At 71.6% G+C, this 7,814-nt stretch carries 6 protein-coding genes; 5 read left to right on the top strand and 1 reads right to left on the bottom strand.

The annotated features are described in order from the left end of the window. The first annotated feature begins 25 nt into the window (after positions 1–25). The 5 genes from AC08OV_RS06715 (at position 26) to AC08OV_RS06735 (ending at position 6,212) form a co-directional block, all read left to right on the top strand. Positions 26–931: a carbohydrate ABC transporter permease gene (locus tag AC08OV_RS06715; protein WP_476612446.1), complete on the top strand. Its 906-nt coding sequence runs from the start codon at positions 26–28 to the stop codon at positions 929–931. Next, entirely contained in the window at positions 928–1,893 is a 966-nt protein-coding gene (locus tag AC08OV_RS06720; protein WP_476612445.1) for a carbohydrate ABC transporter permease, read from the top strand. The genes AC08OV_RS06715 and AC08OV_RS06720 overlap by 4 nt, the downstream gene beginning before the upstream one ends. A 12-nt stretch (positions 1,894–1,905) precedes the next feature. Continuing rightward, positions 1,906–3,264 carry an extracellular solute-binding protein gene (locus AC08OV_RS06725; protein WP_476612444.1) on the top strand — a complete coding sequence of 453 codons (1,359 nt, stop codon included), beginning with the start codon at positions 1,906–1,908 and terminating at the stop codon, positions 3,262–3,264. 25 nt (positions 3,265–3,289) lie between these two features. Beyond that, the gene (locus AC08OV_RS06730; RefSeq protein ID WP_476612443.1) at positions 3,290–4,480 is read left to right on the top strand and encodes an ABC transporter ATP-binding protein; all 1,191 of its coding nucleotides are present in this window, start codon (positions 3,290–3,292) and stop codon (positions 4,478–4,480) included. A 382-nt stretch (positions 4,481–4,862) separates the two neighbouring features. Beyond that, positions 4,863–6,212 carry a transcriptional regulator gene (locus AC08OV_RS06735; RefSeq protein WP_476612442.1) on the top strand — a complete coding sequence of 450 codons (1,350 nt, stop codon included), beginning with the start codon at positions 4,863–4,865 and terminating at the stop codon, positions 6,210–6,212. 28 nt (positions 6,213–6,240) lie between these two features. Here AC08OV_RS06735 and ygfZ read toward each other — a convergent pair whose 3' ends face one another. Next, positions 6,241–7,398, bottom strand: a complete 1,158-nt coding sequence (gene ygfZ / locus AC08OV_RS06740; protein WP_476612441.1) for a CAF17-like 4Fe-4S cluster assembly/insertion protein YgfZ — start codon at positions 7,396–7,398, stop codon at positions 6,241–6,243. Positions 7,399–7,814 lie beyond the last annotated feature (416 nt).

Here is a 7,814-nt window from a genome sequence, read left to right on the forward strand (position 1 = left end):
ACAGGTGGGGCCAGGATGCATAACCGTGACGCGTGAGGTGGGTGGTAGCCGGGCGGGCTGGCGAGTCGGCGTGTTGTTGCTGCCGGCGTTCGTGGGACTCGGTGTTTTCGTCGTCGGGCCCGCATTGGTGTCGGCGTTCATCGCGGGCACGGACAAGACCCTGACGGGGCCGCGTTTCGACTGGGTCGGCACGGCGAATCTGCGTACCGCTCTCTCCGACGCGGACCTGGCCGGCGCCGTGCGCAACACGCTGCTGTACTGCGCCCTCACGGTGGTACCGGCGGTCGCGATCGGGCTGGCGCTCGCGCTGGCCGCCGAACGGGTGACCCATGGTCGGGCGCTGGTGCGATGTGCGCTGTTTCTTCCGGTCAGTGCGAATATTGTGGCCATGGCGGTCGTGTTCGCCTACATGTTCGACAGTAGCCCCGACGGTCTCGCGAACACCATCGTCGGGCTGTTCGGGGTGGCTCCGGTCGACTGGCTCGGCGACACCTCGACCGCGTTGCCGGTGGTGGCCCTCGTCGGTGGTTGGCGGCTGACGAGCTTCGTCTTCGTCGTCTATCTCGCCGGGTTGACGGCGGTCCCGAGATCGGTGTACGAGGCGGCGGACGTGGACGGCATCCACGGATTCGCCCGGCTGCGTCACATCACCCTGCCGCTGCTCGCCCCGACGACGATCTTCCTGGGGGTGTTCGTCACCATTTTGACCCTGCAGACCTTCGAAACGGTCGCGGTGCTCACGAAAGGTGGCCCCCTGGACTCCAGTACGACGATCATTTACTACATTTATGAGGTCGGATTCACTGGATCGTTCCGCATCGGATATGCCTCGGTGATCGCCCTGATGCTGTTTGTCGTGATCGTGGCACTGGGTGCCGCTGGTGGGCTGCTCGGGCGCCGCATCCGACGCACACGGGAGGCCGCCGCGTGAGCGTCGACACCTCCAGCCCGGTGCCCGCGCCCACGCCCCGTGGCCACGCCGTGCGGCGAGCCTCGCGTCGGCGGGCCCCGCAACCGGGATCGGCGCCGGCGCCGATCCCGGCATCGCGGCGCGGTCGCCGCCGGTCACCGGCCGGACCGACGATCGGGCGTCTCGTCCTGCTCACGATCGGCATCGTCGCGGCCGTCCTACCCTTCGTCTGGATGGTGCGGACCGCCATCGGGCCGCGGCAGACCGCGCTGGCGCTGACGTCGAACCCGATCCCGTCCAGCATCGACCTGAGCTCGTTCGACCGCGCCTGGTACGCTGGTGATCTTGGATCCGCCCTGCTCACGGGGGTGGCGGTGAGCCTGGCGATCCTCGCGTTGCAGCTCGCGACGGCGATCCCGGCCGCCTACGCCTTCGCCTGTCTGCGCTTTCGCGGGTGTACGGCCGCCTTCGCGGTGGTACTCGCCACCCTGCTGGTGCCGACCCAGATCACCGCCGTGCCGAACTACGTCACCATTTCCGCGCTCGGACTCGCTGACACCCGGGTCGGCCTGGTCCTGCCGTTCATGACACACGCGGCGATGATCTTCATGTTCCGGCAGTACATGAGCACCATCCCGGGGTCGGTCCTGGAAGCCGCGCGGATGGACGGGCTCGGTACCTGGCGGACGCTGTGGACGATCATCGTGCCGCTCGCCGCGCCCGCGATCGCCTCCGTATCGGTGTTCAGCTTCCTGTTGTCGTACAACGAGTACCTGTGGCCGCTGCTGGTCGCGCGGTCGCCGGACATCGCCACCCCGCCGCTGGCGCTCGCGCGCCTGATGACCGACTCCTCCTCCGTCATTCCGGACTTCACCGAGCTCGCCGCGGCCGCGCTGATCATCAGCCTGCCGTCGCTCGTCGTCTTCGTCGTCGCCCAACGCCGTCTCGCCGCCGGAATCACCGGTACGGGTGCCGGTGCCTGAGAGGAGGAACGTGTGATCCGTATTCGCCGAATGCTGCCGCTGCCCGTCGCCGCTGCGATGATCATCCTGACCGCGTGCGGCGGCGGTGGTGACGCGGGCCCGGCAGACCCCGCGGAGAGCCTGCGCCCCACGGCCCGCCCGGCCGGTGCCGGCGTCGACAACGTGGCGGGCGCCAAGGCGTCGCCCGCCTGCGTGGCCCAGGTCAAGACGCTGCGGATGTCCGCCGTCGGCACGCTCAACGACGTCGCGAAATCCGGCAAGGCCTATCTGGAGAAGGCGCATCCCGGCCTCACCGTGGACCTCAACACGAGCGCGCCGGACTACACCTCCCTCGTCCAGCAGATCAGCGCCGACCGCTCGGCCGGCCGTTCCGTCGACGTGGCGGTCGCCGGCTTCGACCTGCTCCCGACCTTCGCCCGGGACCTCGGCGCCCAGGAGCTCTCCCCGCGCCTGCTGCGCGCGTCCTACGACCAGCGGCTGGTCGGCCTCGGGCAGGTCGCCGGGAAGCAGATCGGCATTCCTCAGCAGGTGTCGTCCCTGGCCCTGGTCTACAACCTCGACGTGCTGCAGAAGGCCGGCGTCGATCCAGCGACGCTGGGCACGACCGACGGGGTGATCGCCGCCGCCGACAAGATCAAGGCTTCGGGTCAGAACATCCAGCCCCTCGACCTGCCGACCGGCCAGCAGTTCGGGCAGTGGATCCTCAACACCCTGGCCAGCTCCAAGGGGACGTCGATCCAGGACGCGAACGGTCGGCCCGCCCTGAACACCCCGGCGGCCCGCGAGGCCGCCGCGTTCCTCGCGAAGGCCGCGAGCTACGGCACGCACTCCGCCGACCCGACCCAGCAGGGCCTGCTGCGGTTCGGCATCCGCCGGCAGACGGCGATGACCGCCGTGACAGTGGCCTCCGTGGCCGGTGGGCTGAGGTTCATCGCGGGGCAGGGGACTAAGGGTTTCCGGGCCGGCGCGGTCCCGTTTCCGACCCTGCCCGGCGGGACCCAGCACCCGGTCGCGGGCGGCAACGCGCTGACGGTCCTGTCCACCGACCGCTGCCAGCGGGAGATGGCGACCGAACTGGTCGTGTCGCTGCTCTCGCCGGACGTCGTGGCCGCGAGCACGGAGGCGTTGAGCTACATCCCGGTGGATACTCAGGCTGTCAGCCAGCTCGGGTCGTTCTACGAGACCTATCCGCAGCTCAAGCCGTTCAACGCACTAATCCCCTCGCTGGTGAAGGCGCCGGCCTGGAGCGGGGCCCGCGGCGGGGAGGTCCCGAGCGCGATCTCGGACCAGGTGCAGCGCATCCTCAAGGGCGAGGACCCGGTCAGGGCTCTCGCCGCGGCCCAGAGCCAGGCTGTGGAACTCACCCGTTGACCGGCGGACGCCGTGGGAGAGACCGATGACCCGGATCACGGAACCGGCCGACGGACCCGCCGCGGTGACGGCTGACGGACCCCCCGCGGTGATGGCCGCCACCGTGGGGGTGCCGATCGAGATCGACGGGCTGGGCCGGTCGTTCGGCCCGGTCCATGCGCTGCGCGACGTCACCCTGACGGTTGCGCCGGGGGAGATCGTCGCGCTGCTCGGACCGTCCGGCTCGGGTAAGTCGACGCTGCTGCGGATTTGCGCCGGCATCGAGGAGCCGACGTCGGGTGATCTGCGTTTCGGCGGGGTCAGCCAGCTTGGCGTCGCACCCCACCGCCGGGACGTGTCTATGGTCTTCCAGCATTTCGCGCTCTACCCGCATCTGACGGCGCTGGAGAACCTCACCTTGGCGTTGCGTTACGGCCGTGGCCTGCCGAAGGCCGCGGCGGTGGCCCGGGCCCGTGAGACGCTGGACATGCTCGGCATCGGTGAGCTGGCAGCTCGCCGGCCTGCGAAGATGTCCGGGGGCCAGCGCCAGCGGGTCGCGATCGGCCGGGCACTCGCGACCCGGGCCCGGGTGATCCTGTTGGACGAGCCGATGTCGGGGCTCGACGCCCAGCTCCGGGTCGATCTGCGGGTCGAGATCGTGGGCCTGCTGCGCCGGCTCGGCACCACCGCTCTGTTCGTCACGCACGACCAGGCCGAGGCGATGGCGGTCGGTGACCGGGTCGCGGTGCTCAGCGGCGGCCGGTTGCAGCAGATCGGGACGCCCGACGAGATCTACGACCGGCCCGCCACGCGCTTCGTCGCGGCATTCGTCGGCAGCCCGCCGATGAACGTCCGGGAGGGACGCTGGCATGACGGCCAGCTGCGCGGGGACGGATTCGCCCTGGCCGCCCCCGCCGGCGCGACGGCGTTCGGAGTCCGGCCCGAGCACCTGGTCCTGGCGGCGGGGGCTTCCACCGGATCAGGATGGGGACCGGCGGACGCCGTGGTGGCGCCGGTGGCGCTGGCGTCGCCGGCGTCGGATGCGCTGCGGGTGGCCGGTGAGGTCGTGGTGAGCGAGCGGCTCGGAGCGGAGCGGACGGTGCACGTCCGGACCTCCGCCGGGGTGCTCGCCGTCCGGGTCGACGCCGCTCAGGTGCTCGGCGTGGGCATGCCGGTCACCCTGCGCGCACCGCTGTCCACCCTGACCTTCTTCGACGCAGCCGGCGCCCGGATCTGACGCGGCGCGGCCTCGCCCCGGCGCGGCCGTCCCCTTCCCACCGCGCGTCCAGTCGGATCGGCGTCGCGTGAACCGCGGAGGGGCCCTCCCCGTGGGCATGTCCCCGGCTGCCCGACTCGGGGGCAGCGACCTGCTGGCTTGTGGGGAACGGAATTCCTGACCGGCCGACGTGGTCGTGTTCGGTCGAAACAGGAATATAACGTGCTTTTTTTCGGACGGCTCGGCGGACATGCGTGCAATTAGGGCCCGCCAGTGGTCCGGGAGTGACCTCTGTGCACGCATCGCACCGGAGTCGTCTCTTGGAGCACCAAGATGTCGCGACATAGCGTTAGTAGGTGCTCACGGAAGTGGCCCTGGAGATGCGACTACGAGGAGAACGTCGATGCTGACGGATAACGCTCATGCCTGCACTCATCCGCTTGCGTTCGTCCGAGCCCAGCGCGGGTGGTCCTATCAGCGTCTGGCGCGGGTCGTGGCCCGCCGCGCACGTGACCTCGGGGTGGCGAACATGGCCGCCGAGCGGCAGAAGGTCTGGCGCTGGGAGCACCGTGGTGTCGTGCCCGACCGAGTGTCCCAGCTCGCGCTCGCCGCGGAGCTCGGCGTGCCCAACGATCGCCTGGAGTCGCACCCCTGGCCCGCGTGGCTACCGACCGGCGACGCGGTGCGCACCGAGTACCCGTGGACGCCGGGCGGCAGCATAACCTCGATCATGGACGTCGTCGAGGACGCGCTCTCCGACCGCCGCGGCTTCCTGACGATCACTGGGGCCGGGGTGGCGGAACTCGCGACGCAGTGGCTCGGCATGGAACCGGCCCGGCTGGCGGCGGCCCTGAACGGGGGACGGGTCGACGACCAGATCGTGAACCGGATCGAGCACAACATCCCCGGGCTGCGGGTCATGGATGAGCGGCTCGGCGGGGAGAGCGTGCGCCGGCTGGTCGACGCCGAGCTCGGCGTGGTGGCGGACCTGCTGGTGCGCGGGTCCTACACCGAGCACGTGGGCCGTCACCTGCATCTGGTGGCCGCGGAGCTCGCCCGGTTCGCGGGGTGGGTCTCGTTCGACGCCGGCTTCCAGACGGCCGCCCAGCGGTACTGGATCACCGCGCTGCATGCCGCGCACGCCGGCGGGGACCGCATGCTCGGTGCGAACGTGCTGAAGAACATGTCCCTGCAGTGCGTGGACTTCGCCCGCCCGCGGGAGGCGGTGGATCTGGCCGAGGCCGCCGTGGCCAGCGCCGGGGGAGCGTCCGGTCGCGTCGGCGCCATGCTGCACATGCGGCGGGCCCGTGCCCACGCCGCGCTCGGGGAGGCCAGCGCCTGCGCGCAGGCGCTGGCCTGTTCGGAGGAGGCGATGGTCACCGCGCGGCCTGAGGACCCCGCCTGGTCGTCCTACTTTGACGAGGCCGAGTACCAGGCGCAGATCGGCAGCTGCTACATCGATCTCGGTCACCTCACGCAGGCGGACCGGTGGCTGGAACGCTCCCTGGCGATCCACCCGGACTCCCGGGCCCGGGACCGGGCCACTTACCTGCTCCGGTGGGCCGCGGTCCAGATGGATCTCGGTAACGTCGACCACGGGTGCGAGCTGACCCGCCAGGCCCTGCCGATGCTGGAGGCGACGCGATCCAAGCGCAACGCCCGCCGGGCCGACGAGCTGCGCCGCCGGCTGCGGCGGCACGGCACCGACCCGGCGGTGCGGGAACTCGATCAGCTCCTCGCCCGGACCGCCTGAGCCGGCCGGAACCCGAGCCGGCCGGGAATCAGGAACGCAGCCGCCCGGCGGGACGCTTCGGCGCCGTCGTGGCCGGCTCGTCGTCCGGATCGATCGCGGCGGCCAGCGGCGCGCCGTCGGGATCGGCGGCGACGAGGGCGGCATCCGCCGGCACGGACCGCTTGATCACCGCCAGGGCGATGGGGCCGAGTTCCTCGTGGACCTCGGAGCTGCCGACGAACCCGACCTCGCGCCCGCCGACCGTGACGGGAGAACGGGGCGCCGCCACCGTGCCGTCGAGATGCAGCAGCACCAGCCGCCGCGGCGGGCGACCGAGGTTGTGTACCCGGGCGACGGTCTCCTGCCCGCGGTAGCAGCCCTTGTCCAGGTGCACGGCGCTCGCCAGCCACCCCACCTCGTGCGGAATGGTGCGATGGTCGGTCTCCCGGCCGAGCCGGGGCCGTCGGGAGGCGATGCGCATGGCGTCGAAGGCGGACAACCCGGCCAGACCCGCCCCGGCGGCGCGCAGCCGTTCGACGGTGCCGCTCAGGTCGGCCCGGCCGACGAGGAGGTCGACGCCGTGGGGGATCCGCCGGACCAGCGTGCCCGTCCCGGTGCGGCCGACTGGGTAAGGACCGGTGACCGGTGCCCCGACCGGGTCGGGTGCCTGTGGTTCGGGCAGGTCCAGGCCGGGCGCGCCGTCACCCGGCCCGTCCAGCGCCGCGGCCGCGACCTGCGCGGCCCTTGGCCCGAGCACGCTGAGCACCGCCGTCACCGCGCCGATGTCCGTCGGCTCCACTCGGAGCATGAAGCGCATCGACTCCAGGTAGCGCAGCAGGGCGCCGCCGGTGCCGGGCTCGACGTCCACCCAGGTGGACGTGCCGTCGTCGGCGAGGACGAGATGGTGTTCGACGTGGCCGTGCGGGGAGAGCACCAGCGCCTCGGTGCCCCGCAGCGCGCCCAGCGCAGACAGATGCTGAGAGGTGACGCTGTGCAGCCAGGAGAGCCGGTCGGGGCCGGAGATGCGCAGCACGTCCCGATGCGATCTGTCGACGACGGCGGCGCCGTCACGCACTGCGCGCTGTTCCCGTAGCGGATCGCCGTAGTGGGCGGCGACCACGGCGTCTTCGGCAGTGCCGGCCACCGCACCCGGCAGGCCGAGCAACGGGGAGAGCGAGGCGGACGTCGTGAGGGACCCGGCGGTCATGGAACTCAGTCTAGGTCGCCGTGGCGTGCCTCGGCCGGGCCCGCGCACGGTTCGGCTGTGGCCCCCGGCCCGCGCGGGTGGCCTGGCTGTTCCGGCCGGTTGGTGTCAGGAGCGTCCCACAACGCGCGCGGAAAAGTCGTTGCGATGCGCCCCTGGGTCCGCGTAGCGTCACGGGTACACGAGAAGGGAGGTGGTCCAGGCTTTGTGTGCTCATAGGACTCGTGAGGTGGCTGTCCGCTAGCCGGTCTCGTGGTCCTCACCTCTAGCCGGGTGGCCCATGGGCACCGGCACCGGCGAGAACCAGGCAGACACCCGACCCCCGGGCGCCGTCGCAAGTCCCGACGGCCCGCCTCTGCTTCGCGCGGCGGCGGAGCGCCCGGGGGTCGTTCAGTTCCGGATGAATCCCGGTCGTGCCG

The organism is Frankia sp. CeTa3Moorea (genome assembly GCF_978021225.1).

Excerpts from the sequence above, each read along its gene's own strand:
- AC08OV_RS06730 (WP_476612443.1), top strand. The coding sequence starts at position 3,290 with ATGACCCGGATCACGGAACCGGCCGACGGACCCGCCGCGGTGACGGCT.
- AC08OV_RS06735 (WP_476612442.1), top strand. The coding sequence starts at position 4,863 with ATGCTGACGGATAACGCTCATGCCTGCACTCATCCGCTTGCGTTCGTC.
- ygfZ (WP_476612441.1), bottom strand. The coding sequence starts at position 7,398 with ATGACCGCCGGGTCCCTCACGACGTCCGCCTCGCTCTCCCCGTTGCTC.